The organism is Krasilnikovia sp. M28-CT-15 (assembly GCF_047159595.1).
Lineage (GTDB): Bacteria > Actinomycetota > Actinomycetes > Mycobacteriales > Micromonosporaceae > Actinoplanes.
On sequence record NZ_BAAGAK010000001.1, the window covers coordinates 6,386,012 to 6,412,232 of the forward strand.

General features: G+C 72.5%; 24 protein-coding genes. 15 read left to right on the forward strand and 9 right to left on the reverse strand.

What is annotated here, in order from left to right; all coding sequences use genetic code 11:
• The first annotated feature begins 237 nt into the window (after nucleotides 1-237).
• The gene (locus tag ACMCNO_RS29205; protein WP_412752647.1) at nucleotides 238-1,713 is read left to right on the forward strand and encodes a Laminin subunit beta-1; all 1,476 of its coding nucleotides are present in this window, start codon (nucleotides 238-240) and stop codon (nucleotides 1,711-1,713) included.
• 179 nt (nucleotides 1,714-1,892) lie between these two features.
• Nucleotides 1,893-3,134, forward strand: a complete 1,242-nt coding sequence (locus ACMCNO_RS29210) for an AI-2E family transporter (RefSeq protein WP_412752648.1) — start codon at nucleotides 1,893-1,895, stop codon at nucleotides 3,132-3,134.
• 10 nt (nucleotides 3,135-3,144) lie between these two features.
• On the opposite strand, the gene ACMCNO_RS29215 is transcribed toward ACMCNO_RS29210, so the two are convergent.
• Together ACMCNO_RS29215 and ACMCNO_RS29220 are read right to left on the reverse strand one after the other, a co-directional pair.
• Complete coding sequence (locus ACMCNO_RS29215) at nucleotides 3,145-3,954, reverse strand: alpha/beta hydrolase (RefSeq protein WP_412752649.1); 810 nt, start codon at nucleotides 3,952-3,954, stop codon at nucleotides 3,145-3,147.
• A 19-nt stretch (nucleotides 3,955-3,973) separates the two neighbouring features.
• Nucleotides 3,974-4,255 carry a hypothetical protein gene (locus ACMCNO_RS29220; RefSeq protein WP_412753847.1) on the reverse strand — a complete coding sequence of 94 codons (282 nt, stop codon included), beginning with the start codon at nucleotides 4,253-4,255 and terminating at the stop codon, nucleotides 3,974-3,976.
• A 264-nt stretch (nucleotides 4,256-4,519) separates the two neighbouring features.
• On the opposite strand from ACMCNO_RS29220, the gene ACMCNO_RS29225 reads away from it, so the two are divergent.
• The 5 genes from ACMCNO_RS29225 (at nucleotide 4,520) to ACMCNO_RS29245 (ending at nucleotide 10,606) form a co-directional block, all read left to right on the forward strand.
• Entirely contained in the window at nucleotides 4,520-6,013 is a 1,494-nt protein-coding gene (locus ACMCNO_RS29225) for an aldehyde dehydrogenase family protein (RefSeq protein ID WP_412752650.1), read from the forward strand.
• A gap of 23 nt (nucleotides 6,014-6,036) precedes the next feature.
• Entirely contained in the window at nucleotides 6,037-6,690 is a 654-nt protein-coding gene (locus ACMCNO_RS29230) for an ATP-binding cassette domain-containing protein (protein WP_412752651.1), read from the forward strand.
• Nucleotides 6,687-8,186: a DUF6297 family protein gene (locus ACMCNO_RS29235; protein WP_412752652.1), complete on the forward strand. Its 1,500-nt coding sequence runs from the start codon at nucleotides 6,687-6,689 to the stop codon at nucleotides 8,184-8,186. The genes ACMCNO_RS29230 and ACMCNO_RS29235 overlap by 4 nt, the downstream gene beginning before the upstream one ends.
• 132 nt (nucleotides 8,187-8,318) lie before the next feature.
• Nucleotides 8,319-9,920 (forward strand): diguanylate cyclase, encoded by a 1,602-nt coding sequence (locus ACMCNO_RS29240; RefSeq protein WP_412752653.1) that lies wholly within the window; start codon nucleotides 8,319-8,321, stop codon nucleotides 9,918-9,920.
• Nucleotides 9,921-10,003: 83 nt separating this feature from the next.
• Nucleotides 10,004-10,606: a hypothetical protein gene (locus tag ACMCNO_RS29245; protein WP_412752654.1), complete on the forward strand. Its 603-nt coding sequence runs from the start codon at nucleotides 10,004-10,006 to the stop codon at nucleotides 10,604-10,606.
• 6 nt (nucleotides 10,607-10,612) lie between these two features.
• Here the strand turns inward: ACMCNO_RS29245 and ACMCNO_RS29250 are convergent, their stop codons facing one another.
• Entirely contained in the window at nucleotides 10,613-11,896 is a 1,284-nt protein-coding gene (locus ACMCNO_RS29250; protein ID WP_412752655.1) for a methyl-accepting chemotaxis protein, read from the reverse strand.
• Between the two features lie 713 nt (nucleotides 11,897-12,609).
• Entirely contained in the window at nucleotides 12,610-13,269 is a 660-nt protein-coding gene (gene nucS / locus ACMCNO_RS29255) for an endonuclease NucS (protein ID WP_412752656.1), read from the reverse strand.
• A gap of 121 nt (nucleotides 13,270-13,390) precedes the next feature.
• Here nucS and ACMCNO_RS29260 point away from each other — a divergent pair, with 121 nt between their 5' ends.
• From ACMCNO_RS29260 to ACMCNO_RS29285, 6 genes are read left to right on the forward strand one after another with little or no spacing between them, the layout of a single operon-like run.
• Nucleotides 13,391-14,014, forward strand: coding sequence for a DUF4126 domain-containing protein (locus tag ACMCNO_RS29260; RefSeq protein WP_412752657.1), 624 nt, complete (start codon nucleotides 13,391-13,393; stop codon nucleotides 14,012-14,014).
• Complete coding sequence (locus ACMCNO_RS29265) at nucleotides 14,011-15,363, forward strand: hypothetical protein (protein WP_412752658.1); 1,353 nt, start codon at nucleotides 14,011-14,013, stop codon at nucleotides 15,361-15,363. The genes ACMCNO_RS29260 and ACMCNO_RS29265 overlap by 4 nt, the downstream gene beginning before the upstream one ends.
• Before the next feature lie 57 nt (nucleotides 15,364-15,420).
• On the forward strand, nucleotides 15,421-18,258 hold the full coding sequence (locus tag ACMCNO_RS29270) for an FtsK/SpoIIIE domain-containing protein (RefSeq protein ID WP_412752659.1): 2,838 nt from the start codon (nucleotides 15,421-15,423) through the stop codon (nucleotides 18,256-18,258).
• Nucleotides 18,245-18,985, forward strand: coding sequence for a hypothetical protein (locus tag ACMCNO_RS29275; protein ID WP_412752660.1), 741 nt, complete (start codon nucleotides 18,245-18,247; stop codon nucleotides 18,983-18,985). The genes ACMCNO_RS29270 and ACMCNO_RS29275 overlap by 14 nt, the downstream gene beginning before the upstream one ends.
• A 59-nt stretch (nucleotides 18,986-19,044) precedes the next feature.
• The gene (locus tag ACMCNO_RS29280; protein ID WP_412752661.1) at nucleotides 19,045-19,926 is read left to right on the forward strand and encodes an ABC transporter ATP-binding protein; all 882 of its coding nucleotides are present in this window, start codon (nucleotides 19,045-19,047) and stop codon (nucleotides 19,924-19,926) included.
• The gene (locus ACMCNO_RS29285; RefSeq protein ID WP_412753848.1) at nucleotides 19,926-20,717 is read left to right on the forward strand and encodes an ABC transporter permease; all 792 of its coding nucleotides are present in this window, start codon (nucleotides 19,926-19,928) and stop codon (nucleotides 20,715-20,717) included. The genes ACMCNO_RS29280 and ACMCNO_RS29285 overlap by 1 nt, the downstream gene beginning before the upstream one ends.
• A 39-nt stretch (nucleotides 20,718-20,756) precedes the next feature.
• Here the strand turns inward: ACMCNO_RS29285 and ACMCNO_RS29290 are convergent, their stop codons facing one another.
• Complete coding sequence (locus ACMCNO_RS29290) at nucleotides 20,757-21,605, reverse strand: 3-hydroxyacyl-CoA dehydrogenase family protein (protein WP_412752662.1); 849 nt, start codon at nucleotides 21,603-21,605, stop codon at nucleotides 20,757-20,759.
• Between the two features lie 135 nt (nucleotides 21,606-21,740).
• Between ACMCNO_RS29290 and ACMCNO_RS29295 the strand changes: the two genes are divergently transcribed.
• Nucleotides 21,741-22,103: a hypothetical protein gene (locus ACMCNO_RS29295; RefSeq protein ID WP_412752663.1), complete on the forward strand. Its 363-nt coding sequence runs from the start codon at nucleotides 21,741-21,743 to the stop codon at nucleotides 22,101-22,103.
• A gap of 4 nt (nucleotides 22,104-22,107) precedes the next feature.
• Here the strand turns inward: ACMCNO_RS29295 and murA are convergent, their stop codons facing one another.
• Entirely contained in the window at nucleotides 22,108-23,394 is a 1,287-nt protein-coding gene (gene murA / locus ACMCNO_RS29300) for a UDP-N-acetylglucosamine 1-carboxyvinyltransferase (RefSeq protein WP_412752664.1), read from the reverse strand.
• A 77-nt stretch (nucleotides 23,395-23,471) separates the two neighbouring features.
• Between murA and ACMCNO_RS29305 the strand changes: the two genes are divergently transcribed.
• Nucleotides 23,472-24,047 (forward strand): cob(I)yrinic acid a,c-diamide adenosyltransferase, encoded by a 576-nt coding sequence (locus ACMCNO_RS29305; RefSeq protein ID WP_412752665.1) that lies wholly within the window; start codon nucleotides 23,472-23,474, stop codon nucleotides 24,045-24,047.
• A gap of 22 nt (nucleotides 24,048-24,069) precedes the next feature.
• On the opposite strand, the gene ACMCNO_RS29310 is transcribed toward ACMCNO_RS29305, so the two are convergent.
• The 3 genes from ACMCNO_RS29310 to ACMCNO_RS29320 all read right to left on the reverse strand — a co-directional run bounded on the left by ACMCNO_RS29310 (nucleotide 24,070) and on the right by ACMCNO_RS29320 (nucleotide 26,090).
• Nucleotides 24,070-24,528 carry a DUF2550 domain-containing protein gene (locus ACMCNO_RS29310; protein ID WP_412752666.1) on the reverse strand — a complete coding sequence of 153 codons (459 nt, stop codon included), beginning with the start codon at nucleotides 24,526-24,528 and terminating at the stop codon, nucleotides 24,070-24,072.
• A gap of 7 nt (nucleotides 24,529-24,535) precedes the next feature.
• Nucleotides 24,536-24,817, reverse strand: coding sequence for a F0F1 ATP synthase subunit epsilon (locus ACMCNO_RS29315; protein ID WP_412752667.1), 282 nt, complete (start codon nucleotides 24,815-24,817; stop codon nucleotides 24,536-24,538).
• 97 nt (nucleotides 24,818-24,914) lie between these two features.
• Nucleotides 24,915-26,090, reverse strand: a complete 1,176-nt coding sequence (locus tag ACMCNO_RS29320; protein ID WP_412752668.1) for an LCP family protein — start codon at nucleotides 26,088-26,090, stop codon at nucleotides 24,915-24,917.
• Between the last annotated feature and the right edge of the window lie 131 nt (nucleotides 26,091-26,221).

Sequence of the window (26,221 nt, forward strand, 5' to 3'; positions counted from 1 at the left end):
GTCGTGAAGTTGCGTGGCCCCACAGGGCGCGCGGCGGTTGATTCGACTGGACGGCACGCCGACGATGCGGGCCGCATCCGGAACTCCGGTGCGGCCCGCGTGCATTTTCGGGCGCCACCACCCGGGCCGTAACGACGGACGGCCCAAGCAGAGTCAAATTGCTACCAGACGCGTAAGTCCCCCATGCGGGTGTGTACCGGCATGTGACGGGACGAGGCGTGTGTGAGGATGGAAAGCATGTCGCACGGCGCGGAAATCTTCGGCCTCGGCGGGGGCGCGGCCGCTGAGCCCAACTTCGAGACGGCCCTGCGCGGCTACGAGAAAAAGCAGGTCGAGCGGTACGTCGCTCGGGCCGAGAACGAGATCGCCGCCCTGGCCGCCGAGCGGGAGCAGGCGTACACGCAGATCCAGTCGATGGCCCAGCAGGTCGAACGGCTCCAGCAGGAGCTGGCCCAGGCCCGGCGCCAGCCCGGACTGGGCGCGGAGGTGTCCTTCCGGCATCTCGGCCCCCGGGTGGAGCAGATCCTCGCGCTCGCCGAGGAGCAGGCCGAGGCGATCAAGACGTCCGCCACGGACGACATCGCGAGCCGGCTGGCCGAGGCGGAACGCGTCCGCGCCGAGGCCGAGACCCACGCCCACGACGTCGTCCGCGACTTCGAGATCGCGCTCGCCGCCCGGCGCGCCGACGAGGAGAAGGCCGACACCGCCCGCCGCAAGGCCGCCGAGCAGGAGGTCCAGACCACCAAGGAGGCCGCGGAGAAGCTGCGCGCCGAGGCCACGACGGCGCTCGCCAAGGCCAAGTCCGAGGCGCAGCGGCTCACCGAGACGTCCACCAAGGAGGCCCAGCAGACCCGCGCCGAGGCGGACGCGTACGCGAAGGCCACCAAGGCCAAGGCGGAGCACGAGACCAAGGTCCTGCGGGAGGCGGCACAGCAGGAGATCGCCCGCCAGCGCGCCGACGCCGAGCGCCAGCGCGGCGAGGCCACCACGAGCACCGAGCAGGAGCTGCAGCAGCGCCGGACGGCCGTGACGCAGGAGCTGGAGCAGCTGCGGGCGAGCGTCGAGAAGCAGTGCGCGGATCTGCGCAGCGAGGCCGACACGTACGCCGAGGAGGTGTTGCGCCGCTCCGACGAGCAGGCGACCGCCACCCGCAAGGAGGTCGAGGCCCAGCAGGAGAAGATCGCCGCGGCGGCGGGGCAGCTGGAGACCGCGCAGGCCGAGGTCACCGCGGCCGAGCAGAAACTGGCCGAGGCGACCGAACGGGCGCAGGCCGCCGAGCAGGAGACCCAGCAGGTGCAGCAGCGCCTGACCGAGGCGCAGCGGGAGTTGGCGGCCGAACGCGCCCGGGTGGCCGAGGCCAAAAAGGCGGGCGAGGCCGCCGAACGGCACGCCGCGGACGTCCGCCGCCAGGTGCAGCGCGAGGCCAAGCGCGTGGCGGAGCTGGCCGCAGCGGCGGTGCTGGCGGCCGCGGCCGCCCCGGGCGGCGACGACTTCGACGACACCGAGGACGATGCGCCTGCGGCCCCACCGTCCGAGGGCAAGACCCCCGATGGCAAAGCCCAGGACGGCAAGGCCGCCGACGGAAAGGCAGCCGACGGTCAGGCGCGTTCCTCCGACAAGCCGAGCCCGCACGCGGCAGGCACCGGCAAGGTGACCGCCTCCGCGAAGGTGGCCGTGCCACCCGCCAGCCGCGTCGGCGCCGACGCGGACTGACCCGGCACCCGCCGTCCCACCGGCGGCCTGCGCCGTCGACAGATCATCCGCGCGGCCACCCGTCGACCGAAGATCGGCCCGTCGGGTGGCCTTCGCCCCGGCGTACCCGCTAACGTCCCCGCCGGGACGTCCATTTCGCCGCACCGGTCGCCGACCGCTGCCCGGACGTCCCGGCTCCGATGTGGAGGTTTGCGGTGACGGCCGACGAGCATCCCCGCCCCGGCGACACGCAGCCCGAGGGTGCACCGCCGCCCCCGCCACCGGCCGAGGCGGCGCCTCCGGCTGACGCCACCGAGGCCCGGGCTGACGCCATCGAGGCCCCGGCCGTCGCCGCCGGGCCCGTGGACGACCCCGCGGTGTCGAAGGGCCGCGGCCGGTACGGCGCGCCAGGACCGGCGCTGAACTGGCGTAACCCGTTCCTCACCGGATTCCTCGGCGGCCTCGGCCTGGTGCTGGCGTACGCGTGCTTCGTGGGCCTGCGTAACGCCAGCTCGATCCTGGTGCTGATCTTCATCTCGCTGTTCCTCGCGATCGGGCTCAACCCGGCGATCATGCGGCTGCGCAGGTGGGGGTTGCCGCGCGGGCTCGCCGTGGCGGTCCTGGCGCTCACCGTGGTGCTGCTGCTCTGTGGCGGTGTGCTCGCGCTGATCCCGCCGCTGGTGACCCAGACCGGCGAACTGGTCAGGAACCTGCCCGACTACATCGAGAGTCTGCAGCGCAATCAGACCATCAACGACCTGGTCGTGCGCTACGACATCGTCAACAAGCTGCGCGCCTCGCTGGACGCCGGCACGGTGGGCAACGCCGTGGGCGGCGTGGTCGGGGGCGCCAAGCTGCTGTTCGGCACGATCTTCAGCGCGCTGACCGTGCTCGTGCTGACGATCTACTTCATGGCCGCGTTCGACCGGATGAAGGAGGCGGCGTTCGGGCTGGTCCCCGCGTCGCGCCGGGACCGGGTCCGGCTGCTCACCGACGAGATCCTCACCAAGGTCGGCGCGTACATGGTCGGCGCGCTGGCCATCGCGGTCCTCGCGGGTCTGAGCACGTTCGCGCTCGCGCTGGTGGTCGGGCTCGCGTACCCGTTCGCGTTGGCCGTGGCGGTCGCGGTCCTCGACCTCATCCCGCAGATCGGGGCGACGCTCGGCGCCATCATCGTCAGCCTGGTCGGCCTCGCCCACTCGCTGACCAGCGGGATCGTCTGCATCGTGTTCTTCATCGTCTACCAGCAGGTGGAGAACTACCTGATCTACCCGAACGTGATGCGGCGCTCGGTGGAGGTCAGCGACGTCGCCGCGGTCACCGCGGCCCTGCTCGGGGTGGCGCTGTTCGGGGTCATCGGGGCGCTCATCGCCATCCCGCTGGTGGCGGCGGTCCAGCTGATCATCCGGGAGGTCGTGAACCCCAGCATGGAACAGCGCTGACCCGGCGGCTTCACTCGGCGCTGCGCTGCTCGGGCCCCGCGACGGGCACGTCGGCGAAGGCGGCCACGGTGCGGTCCGCGTACGCGCTCATGTCGCCGTCCTCGATCGGGCCGTCCCAGGTGCGCGGCAGCGGCACCGCGACCTCGGGGGCCACCCGGCCCACGATCTGGTCCAGCACCGTCTCGGCGTCGCCCACCCACAGGTGCTTGGCGCCCGCCACCGGCACCACCTCGGCCTGGGGCACCGCCGCGAAGCGCTGCGCCGCCTCGGCGGGCCGCAGGTAGTCGTCGAACTCGGGGATCAGCGCCGTGACCGGCTTGCCCGCCTCCGCCCAGGCGGCCAGGTGCTCGGGCCCGGCGAACCGCAGCGGCGGCGAGAGCAGGATCGCGCCCACCACGGCCGGGTCCAGCCCGTGCATCAGCGTCAGGTCGGTGCCGAACGACCAGCCCAGCAGCCAGATGTTGGGCAGGTCGGCGAACTCCGCGTACTCGATCGCGGCGGCCACGTCGAACCGCTCGCCCTCGCCCGCCGAGAACTCCCCCTCGCTCCTGCCCCGCACGCTGCTCGTGCCCCGGCTGTTGAAGCGCAGCACCGCGAGACCCGCCAGCGCGGGCAGCCGCCACGCCGCCTTGCGGAAGATGTGGCTGTCCATCATCCCGCCGTGCGTAGGCAGCGGGTGCAGGCAGACCAGGGTCGCCACCGGAGCACCGGTCGGCGGCAGCGCCAGCTCGCCGACCAGCGTCAGGCCGTCGGCCGTGTGCAGCTCGATATCCGTACGCCGGGCCGGCAGTACGGAGTTCGCGCGGATCTGGTTGCTCACTCGGTCATCCTTCGCCTGATCAGCCGTGTCGGGGCGCGTTACGGGAACGTTCGATCGCCGGGCCGCGCCGGTCCCGGGCCCGCCAGCAGCCGGTGTGCCAGTGCCGGCGGTCGGTCTCGTCGCCACGGCCGTCCGTCGGCCACGCCACCACGTGCGCCACGCCGGGCCGGATCTCCTGCATGCAGCCCGGGCAACGGTACGTCTTGGTGGCCGCGCCACCGAAGATCGACCGCACCATCCACTCCCCGTCCTGCCACTGCTGCACGCCCTCGACACCGCGCCGGACCCGCTCGTCGATCAGCTCGGGGCGCTGCCCGCCCACGGGGTGGCGCGGGCGATTACGGCGGGGACTCACAACGCTCCAGCTTAGGGGGGCCCGGGTCGGCGACCGCTGGGCGGCCGTCCCCGGGGGAGGTGAAGTGGGACTCCGCGCCGCTGAGCGGCCCGGGCGGCGGCGACCGCCGAGCGACCCCCACGGGCGGCGGCGCCATCGAAAGGCGCCCATGGATTATTTCCACCACCAGGCGGAGGCGCTCCAGGGTGAACGCGACCTAAACTCGCGTTCATGACGGCGACCCGTACCCCCGGAATGCCCTTCGTCGAGGACGGCGTCCTCGTGTCGACCAGCCCCGCCACCGGCGCCGAGGCCGGCCGCCTGCCGGTGGCCGACGCGGCCGCGGTGGCCGCGGCCGTGCAGCGCGCCCGGGATGCCTCCGCGTGGTGGCAGTCCCTCGGCTTCGACGGCCGCAAGGCCCGCCTGCTGCGCTGGCGCACCCTGCTCGTCCAGCGCATCGAGGAGCTGGCCGCGCTCACCCACCTCGAGACCGGAAAGCCGGTCGCCGACGCGATCGTGGAGGCCAGCGCCGCGATCGAACACACCGACTGGGCGGCCCGCAACGCCAAGCGCGTGCTCGGGCACCGGCGCACCCGCACCCGCCTGCTGCTGGCCGAGCATGCGGGCCACGTGGAATACCTGCCGTACGGGGTGGTCGGGGTGATCGGCCCGTGGAACTATCCGATCCTCACCCCGCTCGGCCCCACCTCCGGCGCCCTGATGGCGGGCAACACGGTGGTGTTCAAGCCCAGCGAGTACACCCCGGCCGTCGGGCAGTGGCTGGTCGACACGTTCGCCGAGGTGGTCCCGGAGCATCCGGTGCTGCAGGCGGTGCACGGCCTGGGCGACGTCGGCGCCGCGCTGTGCCGCTCCGGAGTGGACAAGGTCGCCTTCACCGGCTCGACCGCCACCGCCAAGAAGGTCATGGGTGCCTGCGCCGAAAACCTGATCCCGGTGGTGCTGGAGGCGGGCGGCAAGGACGCCCTCATCGTGGACGCGGACGCCGACGTGGACGCGGCCGCGGAGGCCGCCGTCTGGGGTTCCATGACCAACTCCGGGCAGACCTGCATCGGCATCGAGCGGGTGTACGCGGTGGAGCCGGTCTACGACCGGTTCGTCGCCGCCGTGGTGGAGAAGGCCGGCAGGCTCAAACTCGGTGCGGACCTCGGCCCGATCACCATGCCCGGGCAGCTCGACATCATCCGGCGCCACATCGACGACGCGCTGGCCCGCGGCGGCAAGGCGCTGGTCGGCGGCGCGGACGCGGTGCAGCCGCCCGGCGTCGCGCCGACCGTGCTGGTCGACGTGCCGGAGGACTCCGCGGCCGTGCGCGAGGAGACGTTCGGCCCCACCCTGACGATCACCAGGGTCGCCGACGCGGACGAGGCCGTGGCCAAGGCCAACGCGGTCCCGTACGGGTTGGGCGGGGCGGTGTTCGGAAAGGCCGACGCGGTGCGCATCGCCCGGCGACTGCACGCCGGGATGGTCGCGGTCAACTCGACGCTGTCGTTCGTGGGGATGGGCAACCTGCCGTTCGGCGGGGTCGGCGACTCCGGCTTCGGGCGCATCCACGGCGACGACGGCCTGCGCGAGTTCGCCCGGCCCAAGGCCATCAGCGTACGGCGGGGGCCCTCGCCCGTGCCCGTGATGACCTTCGAGCGGAGTCCCGCGCAGATCTCCCGGCTGGTCAAGGTTCTCCGGCTGCTCTACGGCCGCGGCAGCTGAACCCGGCTGCTAGCGTCAGCGGGGTGGATCATCCCGCGGTGGAGGTCAGCGGCCTGCACGTGAGCTACGGCTCCACTCCCGTACTCGTCGATGTGGCGCTGACCGTGCCGGTCGGCGGCGCGGTCTGTGTCACCGGCGAGAACGGCGTCGGCAAGTCCACGCTGCTGCGCTGCGTCTCCAGCCTGCAACGCCCGGACGCGGGCACGATCCGGGTGCTGGGCTCCGCGCCGGGGTCCACACCGGAGTTCTGGCGCGCCGTGGTGACCACGGTGGAGCCGCCCACCTGGTATCCCGGGCTGACCGTCCGCGAGCACGCCGAGCTGGTGTGCCGCGCCCACGGGCGCGACCCGCAGGACGCCGGGGTGGACGATGCTCTGGAACGGTTCGGGCTGGCCGGGCACGCCGACGCGATCCCGCCGTCGATGTCGTCCGGGCAGCAGCAGCGGCTGACCCTGGCGGTGACGCTGCTGCGGCCCAGTTCCCTGCTGATCCTCGACGAGCCGGAGCAGCGCCTCGACCCGGACGCGAAGGTGATGGTGGCCGGGCTGCTGGCCGACTACCTGGCCGACGGCGGAACTCTGCTGATGGCCAGCCACGACGAGGCGTTCGCCGCCGCGGCGGGCGCGCAGCCGACCACGATGGCCGAGCTCGGCGAAGCCGGGACGGCCACCTCGTGACCGTGCAGGTCACCGACGTCGCGGCGCTGCGCCGGTGGGTGCGGCGGCGCCAGTCGTCGCACCGTGAGCGCGGCGCCACCGCCGGGAACATCTACTTCGCGGTGCTGTTCATCGCGGTCGTCGGCGGCATGCTGCACCGCCAGCTCGCGGTGGTGTTCTGGCCGCAGCGCCCGAACCTCTCGCTGCTGGCGGGCGCCGCCCTGGTCACCGTCGGGTCGGCCGTGCTGTTCCTGGCGATGCGCCGCCTCGGCCCGCTCGGGCTGACCCGCCCCGCCGCGTCGTGGCTGCTGACCGCGCCGGTCAGCCGCCGCCGCCTGTTGGCGCCCTCGCTGCGCCAGGCCGTGGTCCTGGCCGCCGTTTCCGGCGGGCTGTACGGCGTCGCCGTGCTCGGGCACGTGGCGGCGCGACCCATGCCCGGCGCGGTCGCCGGGCTGCTGGCGGCGGTGGGCGCGCTGGCCGGGGTGCTGCTGCTGCTCGTCGCGCTGGCCGCGCAGGGCGGCGACTGGGGCGGGTACGCCGACGGGCTCGCCGGCCTGCTGCTGGCCGCCGGACTGGCCGGGCTGGTGGTGGATTCCGTGGTCGACGCACCCCTGGCCGCTGCCGCCGCGCCGACGGTACCGGTCGCGGCGATCGTCGCCGGGCTGACCGCGCTGAACGCCGTGCTGCTGGCGGTGGCCGTCGCGCGCCTCGCGGCCACCCCGAACGAGCGGATCCTGGCCGCCGCGAAGACCGCCGGGACGCTGCTCGACTCGGTGTTCGGGGTGGAGCCGTCGTTCGTCGCCGACATGGTGGAGCGCCGGTACTGGGCCCGGCGGCGACTGCGGTCCGTGCGGTTGTGGGCGCGAGTGCCCGTACTGGTGGCTCAGGACCTCCTGCTGGCCCGGCGCCGACCCGCCCGCCTGGCCTGGCTGGCCGGGGCGACGGCGTTGCCGGTTCTGCTGGCGTCGGGCCCGCGGTGGCTGCCGGCCGCCGCGGTCCTGATCGGCGGCATGATCGCGGGCGGGGTCAGCACCGCCACCGTGCGCACCGACGCCGCCAACCCGGTGCTGCTGCGGATGCTCGGCCTGGACTCCCGGCGGGCGGTCGGTCAGCGGATGATCGTGCCGGGGCTGCTGTCCGGTGCCTGGTACGCGGCATCCCTCGCGCTCCTGGACGGCCTCGGCGACCTGCCGTCCGGGCCGTGGTGGGCGCTGGGTCTCGCGCTCGCTCCGGTGGGCGCGGTGGCGGCGGTCCGCCGCGCGCGGGTGGGCCTGGTCCGTAACGAACTGCTGCCGCTGGACACCCCGATGGGTACGGTCTCCCCCGGCCCGCTGGTGAACTCGGTCGTCGGGGCGGACGCCCTGCTGCTCGGGCTGCCCACGCTCGTCCAGATCGCCCAGGGGCATCCGCTGACCTGGTCGACCGTGCTGGTTCAGGCGATCGTGGCGGGCATCGGGGCACGCGCCTACCTCTCCGGCACGACAGCCCGCGACCGGGTCGAACTCACCGGCCGGTGATCCGTTCCGTTGCGGCCCGTGCCCGGCGAGGCCGATGGATCGTGCCTGGGGTCACATGCTCGCGGAACTGCTCAGCCAGGTTGCCGAGGCCCCGATAGGGCAGCGGTGGACCGGCGGCTGGGGGTGGGTTCGTTGGACGGCCGCGCGACCAGCGCCGAGGAGCTGTCGGCTGCCATGCTGGCGCTGGAGGACAAGCCTGTCGCGGATCCCGAGGCCCTGTACGTCGCCGCGGTTGAGATCGAAAAGAAGGCCGCCGCCCTGGGCGACGAGTGTCTCATCGCCCGCGCCCGCCTCATCCACGCCAACATGCTCCGACGGACCGGCGATCTCGCGGGCGCGGCCCGGGAGCTGCCGGAGATCGAACGCTGGGCCGTCGAACACGGCGACCGCCGCCTGCACGCCCGCACCCATGTGGCCTGGGCGAACATCGAACGGCTCGCCGGCGACACGGCCAAGTTCCTGGAGCACTCGCTGAGCGCGGTCGAACTGCTCGACGAGACCGCCACACCGCACATGCAGATCTGGTACCGCTCCACACTGGCCGATGCCCTGGCCGACAGCGGCCACATGGACGCGGCACGGCCGCGCTTCCGCCAGGCCGAGATCGTGGCCCGGGAACTGCGGCAGTGGGAGCAGCTCATGATGGTGCTGAACAACTGGGCCTGTTCCGAGCACGAGGCCGGCGACCTCTCGCGGGCCCGTGAGATCGCCGACCGGATGCAGGAGGTGTCCACAGCGCACGGTCTGGAGCTCAGCCCCGGGATGCTGGACACGATCAGCGCGATCCAGATCGACTGCGGCGAGTACGCCAGGGCCGAGCAGACGATGCTGGTCTGCATCGCCCGGCACGACGCCGGGCACAGCGACCACGCCGGCCAGCTGGCCGAATACCTGCTGAATCTGGCCCGCGCCCAACGCGGTCTCGGTGCCACCGATCGGGCCCAGGCGAGCCTGGACTCCGCCCGCGAGCTGTGCATCGCACGTGACCTGCACGCGTTCCTGATCCGCGTACACCAGGAGCAGGCCGAACTGCACGCCGCCCGCGGGGAGTTCGCCGAGGCGTTCGCCGCGCAGAAGGTCTTCTTCGCCGCCAGCGAGGAACTTCGGGCCCGGCAGGAGCAGGCGAAGGCGCTGACCAGGCACGCCATGTTCGAGACCGCGGAAGCCCGCGAGGAAGCCCAGCGCTTCCGGGAGCAGGCCCGCCGCGATCCGCTGACCGGGTTGCAGAACCGCCGCTACGTCGATGAGGAACTACCGGCCCTCATCGCCGCGGACCCGGATCTGAGTGTCGCGATCGCCGACATCGACCACTTCAAGCAGATCAACGACCAGCTCTCCCACGACACCGGGGACCAGGTCCTCGTGCAGGTCGCCAAGGTGCTGGCGACCGAGCTGGCCACGGTGGCCCCGGAAGGGTTCGTCGCGCGGCTCGGCGGCGAGGAGTTCCTGCTGGTGCTGCCCGCCACCCCCGTCGCCCTGGCGACCCGGCACCTCGACGGGATCCGGCGCGCAATCAGCGACCTCGACTGGCGCGACACCACGAACGGCCTGCCTGTCACGGTCAGCATCGGCGTCGCCGGAGTCAACGAGGCCACGCCACGCAGCCAGTCCGCGGCGCTCGCCACGGCCGACCGCAACCTCTACGCGGCGAAGCACGCTGGACGCAACCGGGTCGTGACCGGGACCGAGCCCGAGCGCCGCCGCCGTACGTACCGCGACCGCGGCGCTCCCTGACCTCCGAGCCTGGGCGCGGAACCACCGTGGCCCACCCGGCAAGCCGCGCCGCGCCCGTTGAGCCACGGTGTCACGATCACCCGGTGCCTGAACGCGATGACCTTGACGGCGAGTTGTCCGCCCGCAGCCGCGAGCTGTTCCTGACGAATCTGTGGAGCCTGCTGGTCGACGAGGACGAGTGGACCGATGGTTCCCCATCGTGGATCGAGCAATGGATGCGCGGCACCCCGCCCGGCTCGGTCCCGGCCTTCCCCACGGCCGCCGCCCTGCACCGGATCCTGGCCTGCGGGGTCGACCCTGACGACCTGACCGATGTGGTGCGGACGATGCAGCACGAGGTCGTCTACGACATCTGCCAATTGCTCGACGACCCGACGCTGCTGGGGCTCCCCGCAGAATCCAGCTGGGAACTGACGGCGGTGCGCACCGCGCCACCGGTGGGCCGCAGTCCGATGTACGGACTGCACTCCGGGCTCGATGAACTCGATCCGAGCGGCCGCGGCGGAGAGCCACGCCCCCGGCCCGTCCCGGCGCGGCTGCCCGGCCAGCCGCTGTACGCCCGGATCGCGGTTGCCCAGGCCCGCGCCGGAGACCGCCACACCGCGCTGAAGACCTGGCGTACGGCGACGGGAGCCACCCTCGCCGAGGCGAAGGCCGCCCTCGACGCTCTCCTCGAACAGCCGTAGTCCGTGCTACCGCCCGGCGGTTCGGGAGATCTGTTCCAGGGTCCGAATGCCGGTGGCCATCGTGTGGGTTTCGCCGGCGGTCTGGCTGACCGTACGGGTCACCTCGGCGACGGCGGCGGTCTGCTCCTCGATCGCGGCGGCCAGCGTGCTGTGGTGCGCCGACAGGGTGCTCATGCCGACGGCGATGTCGGTGACCTGGGTGACCGCGGCGTCGACCTGGGTACGCACGTCGGTCAGGGTCCGGTTGATGGAATCGGCGTTCTCACCGGACTGGCGGGCCAGTTCCTTGACCTCGTTGGCCACGACCGCGAACCCCTTGCCGCTCGCACCGGCACGGGCCGACTCGATCGTGGCATTCAGCGCCAGCAGGTTCGTCTGCTCGGCGATCGACTGGATGATGTCGCTGGCCGCCATGATCTGCGCACTCGACGCCGCCAGCGCCCTGATCACCGCGGCGGCGTCGTCCGCCTGCCGCACCACCGCGACCGTGACCTCCTCGGTGGACTGCGCCGTCCGCGACAGGTCCTGCAACGCCGTCGACATCTGCTCGGTCGCGGCCGCCGCCACCGCGGTGTTCTGACTGACCTCACCCGCCGACTGAGCCAGCACCGCCGCCTGCGCGGCGACCTGCTGCTGCAGGTCAGCCTGCGCGGCCATCTGGGCGGCGGCCAGCTCGGCCCGCTGCGCCTCGGCCCGCTGCTGCTCGGTCAGCGTACGCACCTGCAACTCACTGACCTCCGCCTGAGCCCGGGCGACCTGGGCGGCACTGTCATCGAGCAGTCGACGCAGCCAGTGCATCACGACGCAGAGCGTGGTCAGCAGCAGCCAGATCGCCACCGAGTGCCAGATCGCCCTCCACGGCGACGTCAACTGCCACTCCGTCACCACGATCAGGACGGCCGTGATGGCCGACAACGCCACCACGTCGCGGCGTTCGAGCGTGAACCCGGCCCAGACCAGAGCGAGGGCCGAGTTGAGCATGACCAGGTAATAGGCTCCGGGAGCGGTAATCGCGCCAAGACCGATCATGGTCACGGCGAGGTACGCCATGACCCGCAACGCCAGGGGCGACACCCGATCCCAGTTCACCCGCCAGGTCGCCGCCGCGATCACGCAGGCCAGCAGTCCCCGGATGAGCAGGGACCAGCGGGAGCCGTCGACATTGGCCACCCCGATGACGACTCCGGCCAGACCGGCTGGCAGGAACAGCCGCGGCAGCAACCTGCCGGAGATGGACCGGTCGTCCAGCGGGCTACGTCGCCCCGGGGTGATGGCGTGGCCAATTGTCATGCCCGATCCGTCGGCATCGCGCGACGCCGTGTTGAGACCTTCGCCGCACTGTCCCAAAGAATGGGTCGGCGCGCTGCGCAGGTGAGCCGTGGCGGGGTGGTCGATTCACGTCGGGCAGGTTCGGCGGGTAAGCATTGCCGTCAGCCGATTCCAGAATCATCTGAGTTTTAGGACCAGGCAGGAAGTGGGGCTGCTTGGTCCCCTGCCGCCGCGAACACCCCCTCTCGTGACGCGCCCTCCGTCTAGTAGGGGTCGTTGGGTTCCAGCTGGCCGCCGGGGCGTACCCACCAATTCAAGGCGTTGTGGCGGATGTGCAGACCCGGCGGGCCGGGTCGCGCACGATCGCGGATGACCGCAGCAGTAGCGTTGACTGCCATGAGTGTGGCAGGCACCGTCAGGGAATGGCATCAGAATGAAGGCTGGGGAGTTATTGATTCAGAGGAGACGCCTGGGGGATGTTGGGCACACTTCAGTGCAGCCGCCGTGCCCGGATACGTGTCCTTCAGTGCCGACCAAGCCGTCACACTAGAGTGGGAAAGTCCCGGGCAGGACGGATTTCAGTTCCGTGCTGTCCGCTTTGGCCAGTCGAATCACCACCATTCGACGAAGTTCCAGGCGAGGCTCCGACCGGAGCCTATCGAAGCACGTTATCTCTGTCGTGGGACGACTCGGACAAACAGCAGCACCAACAGTAGCTGCATCCTGTTCCAGGGTCAGAACAGCGTGAGTTCGTTGCGTTCGATGCCGCGCAGCTTGTCGTAGTCGACCACGACGCAGCGGATGCCGCGGTCCGTGGCCAGCACCCGCGCCTGCGGCTTGATCTCCTGCGCCGCGAACACCCCCTGCACCGGAGCGAGCAGCGGGTCCCGGTTCATCAGCTCCAGGTAGCGGGTGAGCTGCTCCACCCCGTCGATCTCGCCGCGGCGCTTGATCTCGACCGCCACCGCCCCGCCGTCGGCGTCGCGGCACAGCAGGTCCACCGGGCCGATCGCGGTCATGTACTCGCGGCGCACCAGGGTCCAGCCCTCGCCGAACGTCTCGGGATGGGCGGCCAGCAACTCCTGCAGGTGGGCCTCCACACCGTCCTTCACGAGGCCGGGATCCACGCCGAGTTCGTACGATGTGTCCTGGAAGATCTCCTCCAGGGTGATCCGCAGCTCCTCGCCCGCTTTGTTGACGACCTTCCACACCCCCGGCGCCTCCTGCAGCTTGCAGGGCGGGCTCATCCAGTTCAGCGGCTTGTAGGCCCGGTCGTCGGCGTGGATCGACACCGAGCCGTCCGCCTTGACCATGAGCAGCCGCACCGCCGGGGGCAGGTGGGCCGACAGGCGTCCAACGTAGTCGACAGAACACTTCGCGATGACCAGGCGCACCCGACGAGGGTAGCCGCCCGCGCCGCGGCCGCCGCACGGGCGGTGGCGCCGAAGCCGGGCACCACCGCGAGGTGCACATCGCGGCCACGGGGCACGTGCGCGGCAGTGTCATCCTGGGGCCGTGCTAGAAGCGTTGACCGGCACCGGCCTGGCCGCATCCGCCGGACTGAATGCCTACATCCCCCTGCTCACGATGGGCCTGCTGGCCCGGTTCACCGACGTGGTGGAGCTGCCCGCCGGGTGGCAGTGGCTGTCCGGCGGCTGGGCGCTGGTCATCCTGGCGGTACTGCTGGCGATCGAGGTCGTGGCGGACAAGGTGCCCGTCGTGGACCACGTCAACGACGTGGTGCAGACCGTGGTGCGGCCCGCCGCGGGCGGGCTGGCGTTCGGCGCGGGCGCGGGAGCGCAGACCGCGACGGTGTCCGATCCGGGCGCGCTGGGTTCGCGCCAGTGGATCGCGATCGCGGCGGGTGTCCTCATCGCCCTGTGCGTACACGGGGTGAAGGCCGCGTCGCGGCCCGTGGTGAACGCCACCACGGGCGGGCTGGGCGCGCCCGTGGTGAGCACGGTCGAAGACGTCGGCAGCGCCGTGATGTCGGTGCTGGCGATCCTGATGCCGATCCTGGTGCTGCTCGCGCTCGTGCTGCTGGCGGCCGGCGGGACCTGGGTCGTGCGGCGGCGCCGCAGACGTCGCCGGCAACGGCGGGCCGTGGAGGGTGTCGAGACGGTACGTCTGTTTGGTTGACTGCTCCCGTGCCCGCGATCGCCGTACCCGCCTTCGCCCTGACGTGGTGGCTGGCGTGTTATCTGCTGGGTCGCGACGCGCGGCGGCCGGTGTTGTGGCGGGCCGCGGTGGCGCTGTTGACGTACGCGTCGGCGGTCGCCGCGTGGACGGTGGCGCCGGGCGGTACCGCGGCGAAGGTGCTGCTGTGCCTGCCCGCGCTGGCGTGGGCGGGTGCGGCGCTCGGGCTGCTCCCGGACGACCTGCCGGAGCGGCGCCAGGTCGACCGGGGCTGGCTGGCGGTGTCCGCCGTGTTCGTCGTGGTGATCGTCGCGTTGCCGGGGGCCGGGCGGCTGGTGGCACTCGCCCCGCTGGTCGGGGGCCTGGTGCTGGTGTGGCGTTCCGCGGACACGGTGCGCCCGCGGGCCCTGACGCCCGCGGTGACGGCAGCCGCCGCCCTGTACGGCCTCGGCCTGCTGGTCCTGCTCCTCGGCGTCGACCTGGGCTCCCCCGATCTGGTGCTGGCCGCCGTGGGGCTGGACCTGCTGCTGCTCGGCTTCCTCGCCGCGGTGGCCGACGCGGTGGACACCGGCGAACGGCTGCTCCCTGATCTGCGCCGTTCGGTGGTCGGCGCCCTGGCCGCGACGCTGGTGGTGGCGGGCCCGGCCGCGCTGACCATGCTGGCGGCGCCGGAGCGGCCGATCGTGGCGGTGCTGCAGTACGTGCTGCTGGCCGTCGTGATGACGGTGTTCGCGCTGAGCGGGCCGGCGCGCCGGGGCCTGGACCGGGTCGCGTTCCTGCACGACGAGCGGCTGCGGCTGGACCGGGCCGCGCTGCTCATGCTGGCCGACGCCCTGCCGCGGCGGCGGGAGCGGCACACGCTGATCGCGCTGAGCCAGGACGAGTTCGTCCGGCTCACCCGGCGCGCCCTGGACGACTTCGCCGACGTGGCCCGGCTGGTGCGCAGCCCGCTCATCGACCTGCCCACGGTGGACCGCCGGTTGACCGGCCGGGTGGTGGATCAGCCGCTGGCCCGGGCGGTCGAGTTGCAGGCGGTGCTGCGCGACGGCGTGGCCCGGCTCAAGCCCCCCGGGCTGCCCGGCACGGGCGAGCAGTGGCGCCACTACAACGCCCTGTACTACGTCTGTGTGCTCGGGCTGCGGCCGTACGAGCGGCGGCTGCGGACCGAGGGGTTGGATCGGGACGCCCGGCAGGTGCTGGAGTGGATGCGCCGGTACGTGCCGCGCCGCATGCTGCGGGAATGGCAGACCGAGGGGGCCGGGCTGGTCGCGGCCGAGTTGTGGCGCGAGCTGGTGAGCACCGACCCCCGTTGGCTGACCCGCGCGACGGCAAACGCGACACGCAGCTCATAGCAGCATGATATCGGACTAAATGGTTAAAATCCCCCAACGTGAATCCCGGGGGGTGCTGTGGGTAACCACCGCAACGCGCTGGTCGCCGCGGTCCGGCAGGAGCTGGCCGAGGCGCGCGGGACCGCCCGGGCCGTACTCGCCGCGGCGGAGTCGGCGCGCGCCGAGGCACAGCGCCGTCGCCAGCTGGTCCGCGAGGCGTACGCGACGTGCCTCACCCAGCTGGCGGAGGCGCGCGATGCCGCCCGCCGCGACGTCCTCGGCCGGTTCCGGTCCGAGGCCCGGCGGCTGACCGGCAGCGTCGAGGCCGTCGCGGCGCTGTGCGCCGCGGGCGCCGCCGGGGCGCCGTGGCGCACCTGGGCCCCGAGCTGGATCAGCGCGGGCCCCGAGCGCGGCGGCCCGGCGGGACTGCTGCGGATCGGCACGATCGCGTACGACCCGGACGGCACGGATCGCACCCGGATCACGCTGCCCGCCCTGCTGCCGCTGCTGGACGGCGCCCACCTGGAACTCGACGGCGATCAGAGCACTGTGGACGGGATCGTCTCGACCGTGCTGCTGCGCGCACTGGGCACCACCCGGCCCGGCGAGGTGCACGTCACCGTGTTCGATCCGGAACAGCTCGGCGGCACTCTCGCCGCGTTCGGCCCGCTGGCCAACGCGGGCCTGCTCGCCCTGGTCGGCCCCGGCGGCCTCGGCGCGCTGCTCGACGGCCTGGTGGAGCACATCTGCCGGGTCAACGAGAGCGTGCTGGCCGGCGAGTACGCCTGCCTGGCTGCGCTCACCGCCGCCACCCCGGGGCCCCGGCCCGAGCCGTGGCGGCTGATCGTCCTGCTGGCCGACCCGGCCACCGCCGCCGAGCTGACCGCCGCGCAGCGGGCACAGCTCGACCGGATCGTGCGCACCGGTGTCGGCTGCGGCGTCCACCTTGTCGTCCGCGGGCTGGAGCTGGGCGCGCACCCGGCGGTGACCCGGGTCGCGGTCCACGACGGTACGGCCGTCAGCACCAGCATCGGCGAGCTGCCCATCCGGGTTGACGCCCCGCCCCCGGCCGAGCGGATCGCCGGGTTCTGCCGGGCCGCCGCCGAACACCTGCGCGCCGGGCCCCCCACCGCCCGCCTCAGCGACCTGGAACCCGAGAAGCTGTGGACCGAGTCCTCCGCGTACGGGCTGCTGGCCCCGATCGGCACGGGCCCGGACGGCGCCCTGGTCGAGGTGGCGCTCGACGACCACCGGCCGCATGCCCTGATCGGCGGCCCGCCCGGCTCCGGCCGGACCAACCTGGTGTACGCCTGGCTGGCCTCGCTGGCCGCCCGGTACGGCCCCGACGAACTGGCCGTCTACCTGCTCGACGGCACGAGCAGCGGGTCGTTCGCGCAGTGCGTCCCCGGCCCCGGCGCGCCGGACTGGCTGCCGCAGCTCCACCTGGCCGGGATCAACCTCACCGGCGACCCGGAGTTCGGCCTGGCCGTGCTGCGCCACCTCGCCGAGGAACTGCGGCACCGGGCACAGGCCGGGAAACGGTACGGAGTCGCCTCCCTGGCCGACCTGCGCGCCGAGGATCCGGGCGGCCGGTGGCCCCGGATCGTGGCGGTCGTCGACGAGTTCCCGGCGCTGCTGGCGCCGGGGCGACGGGCGGGCACGACCGCATCGCCGCCGTTGACCGGCCGGGCCGAGCCACCGCCGGAGCCGGCCGCCGCAGAGACCGCCGCCCTGCTGGCCGACCTCGCCCGCCGCGGCCCGGCCCAGGGTGTACATCTGGTGCTGGCCACGGCGGATCCGGCGGGGGCGGAGGTCCTGCACGACGCGGGGCTCCCCGGCTTCGGGCTGCGCATCGCGCTGCCCAAGGCCGAGGGGATCCTCGCCGACGGCAACCTCGCCGCCGCGGTCATCCCCCACTTCCACGCGGTGGTCAACACCGACGCGGGCGGCGCCAGCGCCAACCGGATCGTCCGCCTGCCGGACGCGGGCGCCCAGGTCGCGGCGGTCCGTGCCGCTGCACACCCGGGCGGGCCTGGATCGCCCCCGGCACCGGGCCCCACGCTCGGCCGCACGGCACCGGGCCCCACGCTCGGCCGCACGGCACCGGGCGCGACGCGGTCCGCGTGGCGGGCGCTGCAACAACGGCTGTGGCGGGAACGCCCGGACGGCGCCGTCCCGCCACGCTGGTTCGACGGCCACGCCGTTCCCCGGCTGCCGGATGCGTACCGGCCTGCGGGCCGGGCACCGGATGCCACCGCGCGGGTGGGCTGCTCCCCCGGCGCGGTCCTCGGCGAGCGGCTCGACGTCCTGCCCGGTCCGGCCCGCTTGCGGCTGGGCCGGATGCCGGGCCGCAACCTGGCCGTGCTGGGCGGCCGCACCGACGAGGCATGCGATGTGCTGGCGGCCGCCGCCCTCTCGCTGGCCGCGCAGGGACCGGCCCGGTTCAGCCTGGCCTGCCTCGACCCGGCCGCCGAGCGGGCGGCCACCCGGCTGGCCGCCGAGCTGCCGCAAGCCGACTGGTACGACTCCAGCACCGTGGCCGGGCTCTTCGACATCCTGGGCGCCGCGGACATCCCGCACTACGTGCTCGGGTACGGCGTCGGCGCCGACCCGGCGTACCGGGACCGGCTGCGCGCCCTGCTGACCGACGGTCCGGAACGCCGTGTCCATGTGCTGGCCTGGTGGCGATCGGTGGCGCGGCTGCGCGAGACGCTGGGCGGGGCGGGGGGCCGGCTGGACCCGGTCGGCGCGTGGGTCGCCCTGGACGTGCCCGGCCTGGAACTCAGCCCCCTGTTTCCGCAGCCGGGTGGCCCCGCCTGGAGTCCACGGCCGCGGCGGGCACTGTTCTTCGACCGTTCGGTACACCGGTTCCCCGAAGTGATCATCCCCTATGAGGTGCACAGTGACCCCACGTGAGCGCGACTACCAGCTCATGATGAGCGCCCTGGCCGAGGCGGCCCGGCGCCGCGATACCGAACTGGACGGCGCCGAACAGGCGTACCAGGACAGTGCCGCGCAGGCCGCCGGCGAGCTCGCCCGCGCCGAGGGGGAAGCCGCGGCGGCCGACCGCTGGGCCGGGGCCGCCGCCGCCCAGGTGCTGGACGTGGACCGGGAGGCCGCCCGGCTCTGGGACCAGCTGCGCCGCGCGCGGGGGATGCGGATCCGGGCACTCGGCGAGCTGCCCGACCCGGCTGCGGTCGAGGCCCTGCCCCGGGTGGCGTTGCAGCGCGCCCCGGAGCCGGACGCGGGGGCGGCGCCGCAGCCGCCCCGGCAGTCCGCCCGTACGCTGCTGGCCCGCGCCGCGGAACGGATCGACGACACCGTACGCCCGACCGCGCGCGAGCCGCTGCCACGCTGGGCGCTGGCACTGCTGCCGCTGGTGGGCGCGCTGGTCGCGGGCGCCACCGGGCTGCTGGCCGCGGGCCTGGTGACGTTCGGGGGTACGGCGGTGCCCGGGGGCGTCGTCGTGCGCGCCCTGGGCTGGCTGGCGTTCCTGCTGGCGCCGTCCGCCGGGGTGCCCGTGGCCGCGGCGTACGCCCACCGGCACGGTCACCGGCTGGATGTCGGGGGCATCGGGTTCACCCTGCTCGGCGGCATGATCGCCGCCGCTCTGCTGTCCCTGTCGTTCGCCTCCTCCCGCTGAACGGTGCGCCCGCGGTGCGGTCGGTCGTCGCTGGCTGAGCACCCGTATGGTGGGCGTCCATGGGAGACGGTGAACCGGCGATCAGCGTCCGTGGCCTGCGCAAGGTCTACGGGGCGACCGTCGCCGTGGACGGCATCGACCTGACCGTGGCGCGCGGCGAGATCTTCGCGCTGCTCGGCCCGAACGGCGCGGGCAAGACGACGACCGTGGAGATCCTGGAGGGCTTCCGGCGGCGCGACGCGGGTGAGGTCACCGTGCTCGGCGTCGACCCGGCGGTGGCGAACGGGGGCCGCGGCACCGCCGTCGGCGCGCAGGCCCGACGGTGGCGGCAGCGGGTCGGCATCGTGCTGCAGGGCACGGGCGAGTTCGACGACCTGACGGTCGGCGAGGTGGTCGGCCACTTCGCCCGCTACTACCCGAACCCGGACGACCCGGCGCAGGTGATCGCGCGGGTCGGACTGACCGACAAGACCGGCGCGCGCACCCACACCCTGTCCGGCGGCCAGAAGCGGCGCCTCGACGTGGCCCTGGGCATCATCGGCCGCCCCGAGCTGCTCTTCCTCGACGAGCCGACCACCGGTTTCGACCCGGAGGCGCGCCGCGAGTTCTGGGCGCTGATCCACGACCTCAAGGCGAGTGGCACGACGATCGTGCTGACCACGCACTACCTGGACGAGGCGGAGGAACTGGCCGACCGGGTGGGGGTGATCGCCCGGGGCAGACTGATCGCGGTGGACACTCCACGGCAGCTCGGGGACCGCGAGTCGGCCCTGGCAACCGTCTCCTGGCGTACCGCTGACGGGGCCTGGGAACGCACGCGGAGCGCGACGCCGACGGCCGTGGTGGCCGACCTGGCCGCGCGGTTCTCGGGCGAGGTGCCGGGCCTGACGGTCACCCGCCCCACCCTGGAGGACGTCTACCTGCAGATGATCGGAGCATGATGGGCGCGGCACGGCTCGGCCTCCGCCAGGGGGTCCTGGAGATCAAGCAGTTCCTGCGCAGCCGCGAGCAGGTGATGTTCACGCTGGCCTTCCCCGCCATCCTGGTCGTGATCTTCGGCTCGATCTTCAAGGGCACCATCGGTGACGGGGTGAAGTTCACCCAGTACTTCGTGACCGGGATGATCGCCTCCGGTCTGATGACGGTCGGTTTTCAGGCGCTGGCCATCCAGATCCCGATGGAGCGCGACCGCGGGGTGCTCAAGCGGTTGCTCGGCACGCCCATGCCCAAATGGGTGTACTTCGCGGGCAAGGTGGTGATGGTGGCGTTCATCGCGGTGCTGGAGACCGTCATCCTGCTGGCCGTGGCCACCCTGCTGTTCGACCTGCGGCTGCCGGACACGGCCGGGCGCTGGCTGACGTTCGGTTGGGTGGCGGTGCTCGGCATCACCGCCTGCACGCTGTCCGGTGTGGCGTTCTCGTCGCTGGCCCGGACCGGGCGCAGCGCTCCCGCCGTGGTCACCCCGGTCGCGCTGATCCTGCAGTTCACGTCCGGGGTCTTCTTCGTCTACACCCAACTGCCGGTGTGGATGCAGCAGACCGCCGCGGTGTTCCCGCTCAAATGGATGTGCCAGGGGCTGCGGGCGGTGTTCCTGCCCGCGTCGTTCGGCGCCCGGGAGCCGGCGGGCTCGTTCGAGCTGGGCCGGGTGGCGGCGGTGCTGGGGCTGTGGTGCGTGGTGGCGCTGGTGCTGTGCCTGACGACGTTCCGCTGGACGACGAAGCGCGACGGGTGAGACCCGCCGCGCTCCGCGTTGTCGTGCCGGCGGCTCCGCTCAGTACGAGTAGAAGCCCTTGCCGGTCTTCCGGCCCAGGTCGCCCGCGGTGACCATGCGCTGCAGCAGCTCCGGCGGGAAGAACTTCTCGTCGGCGGTGTCGCGGTAGATGTTGTTCGCCGCGTTCAGCATCACGTCGAGCCCGGTCAGGTCGACCGTGGCCAGTGGGCCCATCGCGTGCCCGAAGCCCAGCTTCATGACGGTGTCCAGGTCGGCGGCCGAGACCACGCCGCTCTCGACCAGCTTGATCGCCTCGACCAGCAGGGCCGAGAAGAGCCGGTTGGAAACGAATCCGGCCACGTCCCGCTTGACCTCGACGCAGGTCTTGCCGACCTCCTCGGCGAAGTTGCGGGCGTTCGCGAGCGTCTCGTCCGAGGTCTGGTAACCGCGCACCAGCTCGACCAGCTTCATCATCGGTACGGGCGAGAAGAAGTGGATGCCCACCACCGATTCGGGCCGTGACGTGACCGCGGCGATCTGGGTGATCGGGATGGCCGAGGTGTTCGTGCCCAGCACGGCACCCGGCTTGCAGATCTTGTCGAGGGTACGGAAGACGTCGTGCTTGGCCTCGATGCGCTCGAAGATGGCCTCGACCACGACGTCGGCCTCGGCCGCCGCGTCCAGGTCGGTCGTGGTGGTGATCCGGCCGACCGTGGCCTCGGCGTCCGCCTCGGAGATCTTGCCCTTCGTGGCGAAGCGCCCGAGCGACTCCCGGATCGCGTTCACACCGCGGGTCAGCGACGCGTCGTCGACGTCCCGCATGGTGACCGTCCATCCGGCCTGCGCCGCCACCTGGGCAATGCCCGAACCCATCAGGCCGGAACCGATGACCGCGAGTCGACCCGCCATGTGTGACCCTCCTTCGTGAGTGCGTTTCCGAGTCTCACCCTAGCCGCCCCGCCTTAACGGGGGCTCAGCCCGGGTCTTTGTCCCTATCGGGGCATTTCCCCGGAAAATGGCGATCGCCGGTGCCAGACTGTGCTCATGGCCACGAGCGACGGCTGGTACCTCATCGGACCGCTCGTAGCCGTCGTCCTGGTCGGCTTCCTCGGCACCGTCTTCTGGCGGATGGGCCTGCAATGGACCGGCGACGAGGAGCCCGAACGGCCGCGCGGCCGTGGCTGGGGCCGCCGCGCCGCCCTCGACAAAGGCGACGACTACGGCCTGCTCGGCCCCGCGGCGATCGCGGACGACCCGGAACTCGCCGACGACATCCGGGGACTGCTGGCCGACGCGGGCATCCGCGCCACGTACGCGCACCGCCGCGACGGCCGGGTCCTCATCCTGGTCTTCGCCGAGGAGCTGGAGGAGGCCCGCCGCCTGGTCGGCGGCAGCCCAGCCGTGTGAGGTGTCAGAAGCCGTACCGGGGCTCCGCGACCTGGGCCCGCTCCACGTCCACCCCGAGCTTCGCGAGGTCCGCCACGAAATCGGGGTAGCCCCGGTCGATGTGGTGCACCTCACCCACCTCGGTCATGCCCTCCGCGCACAGCCCGGCGATGACCAGTCCCGCACCGGCCCGGATGTCCGTGGCCCGCACCGGCGCCCCCGACAGCCGCTCCCGGCCACGCACGACCGCGTGGTGGCCATCGGTACGGATGTCGGCGCCCAGCCGCACCATCTCGTTCACGAACATGAAGCGGCCGTCGAAGATGTTCTCCGTGATCAGCGAGGAGCCCTGGCTCACCGCGCCCAGCCCGAGCGCCATGGGCAACAGGTCCGTCGCGAACCCCGGGAACGGCAGCGTCACCACGTCCACGGCCGTGGGCCGGTCGGCCATCCGTACCCGGAAGCTGTTCTCCCCCGGATCGACCACCGCGCCCGCCGAGACCAGCTTGTCCAGCGCGATGTCGAGGAACTCCGGCCGCACCCCGTGCACGGTCACGTCGCCGCGGGTCATCGCGGCCCCGAACGCCCAGGTGCCGCCCACGATCCGGTCGCCGATGGTGGTGTGCCGCACCGGGCGCAGCGCGTCCACCCCCTCGATCTGCAGGGTCGAGGTGCCCGCGCCCGTGATGTGCGCGCCCATCGCGGTGAGCATCTCGCAGATGTCGACGATCTCCGGCTCCCGGGCCGCGTTGTCGATCTCCGTGCCGCCCCGGGCCAGCACCGCGGCCATGAGCAGGTTCTCGGTCGCACCCACGCTGGGGAAGTCGAGCCAGATCTTCGCGCCGCGCAGCCCGCCGGGGGCCGACGCGATGACGAAGCCGTGCTCGCCGGAGATCTCCGCACCCATCCGGGCCAGCCCCGAGAAGTGCATGTCCAGCCCGCGGGACCCGATCATGTCGCCGCCGGGCAGCGCGACACGGACGTCGCCGCGGCGGGCCAGCAGCGGTCCGAGTACGCAGATCGACGCGCGCAGCCGGCGCACCAGGTCGTAGTCCGCCTCGCAGCCCGGCACGGCCGGTACGTCGATCGTGGCGACCCCGCCCTCCAGCTCCACCTGGCAGCCCAGCCGGCGCAGCACCTCACCCATGATCGCGATGTCGGTGATGCGCGGCACGTTCTCCACCACGCTGCGGCCCTCGGCCAGCAGGGTGACCGCCATGAGCTTGAGCGCGGAGTTCTTCGCGCCGTCGACCGTGACGTCCCCGGCGAGGCGCGCCCCGCCCTTGACCCTGATCACATCCACGCGGGCCATGGTAGGGCTTGCGAGCCCGCCGATACCTACAGCGGGGCCTTCGGCGTGACCTGGGCGGCGGCCCGTAGGGTGGGCGCATGGCCGTCCACCTGACCCGCATCTATACCCGCACCGGCGACGCCGGGCAGACCCGCCTGGGCAACAACGAGGTCGCCGCGAAGACCGATCCGCGGATCTCGGCGTACGCGGACGCCGACGAGTGCAACGCCGCGCTCGGTGTCGCGCTCGCGCTCGGCGGGCTGGCCGAGGACGTCCGCGAGGTGCTCACCGCGGTGCAGAACGACCTGTTCGACGTCGGCGCCGACCTGTGCAACCCGATGACCGAGGACCCGCCGTACCCGCCGCTGCGGATCACCGAGGCGTACGTGACCCGCCTCGAGGGCTGGTGCGACGAGTACAACGAGCGGCTGACCGCGCTCGACTCCTTCATCCTGCCCGGCGGCACTCCCGGCGCCGCCCTGCTGCACGTGGCCCGCACCGTGGCCCGCCGCGCGGAGCGCTCGGCGTGGGCCCTGATCGCCACGGACCCGCAACGGACCGGCGAGCTGCCCGCCAAGTACCTGAACCGCCTGTCGGACCTGCTGTTCATCCTCGCGCGCATCGCGAACCCCGAGGGCGACGTGAAGTGGGTCCCGGGCGGCGCCCGGGCCTGACCCTCAGTACTCGGCCTGACCCTCAGTACTCGGCGGGGCGCGGGGCGGCCACCGGGCGGCGTGCGGCGCTGCCGGGAGGGCCGGCCTCGAGCCACGACAGGAAGCCCGTCACGGTGGAATCCGCCATGGCGATCTCCACGCGTGAGTCCGGGGTGGCGCAGCTCAGGACGACCCAGTGGTCCGGAATCGGACGGCACTCCGGGCCCTCGGGGAGCCGGGGGCGATCCACGATGAGCTCGCGGCGGTTGAGGACGCGCTTCGGCCGGACCGCGAAGCTGAACATGCGGTGGAAGCGCAGTTCGTCGCCGACGAACTGGCCGATCCCGGCGGACCAGCCGCGACCCGGGACAAGCTTGTGAACGCGGACCTGAAGCGCGATCGTGCCGCCGCCGCGAATCAACAGGCGACGGCGCAGGAACAGGGCCAGGAGCAGGACGAGCAGCGCGACGACGCAGATTCCGAGGAATTCCAGAATCCGCATCCCGGGCTCAGCGCGCGTCGGGGAGGGCGGCGGTCGCGCTTTCGGCGAGTACGGTCACGCCGTCCTCGCGTACGGACAGAAAGCCGCCGGCCACGTCGTACGTCAGCTGCTCACCGCCCGCGAGCTTCACGCGGACCTGGGAGGGCTCCTTCAGCTGGCCCAGCAGCGGGATGTGACCAGGCATGACCCCGAGCTCGCCCTCGGTGGTGCGGGCGACGAGCATTTCCGCCTCGCCGGACCAGATCTTCTCCTCGACGGCGACGACCTGGACGTGCAGCTGGTTGGCCACGCTGTCTCCTCGTTGGGCCCGGTGGAACCGATGGGGTGAATTCTAAACACGGCGTTGACGCGAAAGAACTCCGGGTGGCGACCGCCACGTTCGCAGCTCAGGAGTTGCGGTTGATGAATTCGGGATGGCTGACCATGAACGACGTGATCGTGTCGTCCCTGACCGAGGCGAAGAACTCCTGTGCGGTCGGATCCAGGGCCTCGCCCTGGTAATCCCGGTCCTTGCCGCTGCCACTGAAGACCGAGTGCCCCGGCAGCTTGACCAGCGTCATGTTCTCGGAATTGATGCCGTGCAGCGCGAGGCCCCAGTCGACGACGTTGTGCCCCTGGCCATCGAAGATCAGCGACTGACCGGCAGCGCGCAGGATGGCGTCCAGCTTGCCCGGGTTCGTGACGACGTTCTTGCTGAGCGCCTGCTTCGCCATCGCCTTGATGAACTGCTGCTGGTGCCGCTGGCGGTCGTAGTCGCTGTTCTTCAGGCCGTACCGCTGGCGGACGTAGTCGAGGGCCTGCCAGCCCTCCAGGTGGTACGTGCCCTTCTTGTACTCCGCCTGCGGGCCGTAGTACGGGTGGGCGCACTGGTTGTCGGCACACCTGGCCAGCCGCGGCCGGGGCTTGCCGTCGGGCTGCAGGTGCTCGGACTTCACGTCCTGGTCGATCGTCATGGTGACGCCGCCCATCGCCTCCACGATCTTCTTGAAGCCGCCGAAGTTGATGATCGCCCCGGCGTCGAACTCCTGGATGCCGGTGAGCCGGCTGACCGTCTTGGCCAGCAGGTCGAACCCCTGTGCGACGTCGTGCCTGCCGTTGCCCACGGAGCTGCCGTACGACATCGCGGCGTTGATCTTGGCGGTGCCGCCGTTGAACCCGGTCTTGGCGAACGGGGGGATCTCCACCAGCAGATCCCGCGGGATGGAGAAGAGGTAGGCCTCCTTGAGGCCCGGCGGGACGTGCACCACGATGATCGAGTCGGAGAGCGGGGCGGTGTTGGCGTCACGCGGGTCGATGCCCACGAGCAGAATGTTCAGCGGGCCCTTGATGTCGCTGACCTTCTTCGGCGCCGCACCGGGCGGCCGGTTACCGAACAGCGACTGCTGGTTCACCGCCCCCGCGTACCGGGCGTAGAGCACCTGACCGCTCACCAGCAGGCCACCGCTGACCACCATCAGGACAGCCCCGACGATCGCGCACAGACGCGCCCACAACGGAGTGCGTCGCCCACGCTTCGGCGATCCACCGAGGTTGCCGCTCTTCGCCACTCGATCCCCAACCATGCCGATCGATCCCCGCGACCCCGACATGGTCGCAGGCCCGCGCAAGACTGACATCCAGAGTACCGATCACCAGGGCCGGCATCGGCCTCCGGATTCCCGCCCAGCCCCTGATCAAACGCGCCACAGGCGGC